Here is a 333-nt window from a genome sequence, read left to right as displayed (position 1 = left end):
AAGAGCAACTCGGTCGCCGCATACACTATTCTCAGAATGACTTGGTTGAGTACTCACCAGTCACAGAAAAGCATCTTACGGATGGCATGACAGTAAGAGAATTATGCAGTGCTGCCATAACCATGAGTGATAACACTGCGGCCAACTTACTTCTGACAACGATCGGAGGACCGAAGGAGCTAACCGCTTTTTTGCACAACATGGGGGATCATGTAACTCGCCTTGATCGTTGGGAACCGGAGCTGAATGAAGCCATACCAAACGACGAGCGTGACACCACGATGCCTGCAGCAATGGCAACAACGTTGCGCAAACTATTAACTGGCGAACTAC

Annotated in this window: 1 protein-coding gene; it reads left to right on the top strand. The window is 48.9% G+C overall.

Annotated elements, in window-relative coordinates:
- The coding region (locus SB725_RS30470) for a serine hydrolase (RefSeq protein ID WP_410923069.1) at nucleotides 1-333 on the top strand (333 nt) is incomplete at both ends.

Source organism: Pseudomonas sp. SIMBA_041 (assembly GCF_046535095.1).
Classification (GTDB): Bacteria; Pseudomonadota; Gammaproteobacteria; order Pseudomonadales; family Pseudomonadaceae; genus Aquipseudomonas; species Aquipseudomonas mucoides.
Note: the sequence above shows the minus strand (reverse complement) of the source record. Positions and strands in the feature narration are given on the sequence as shown.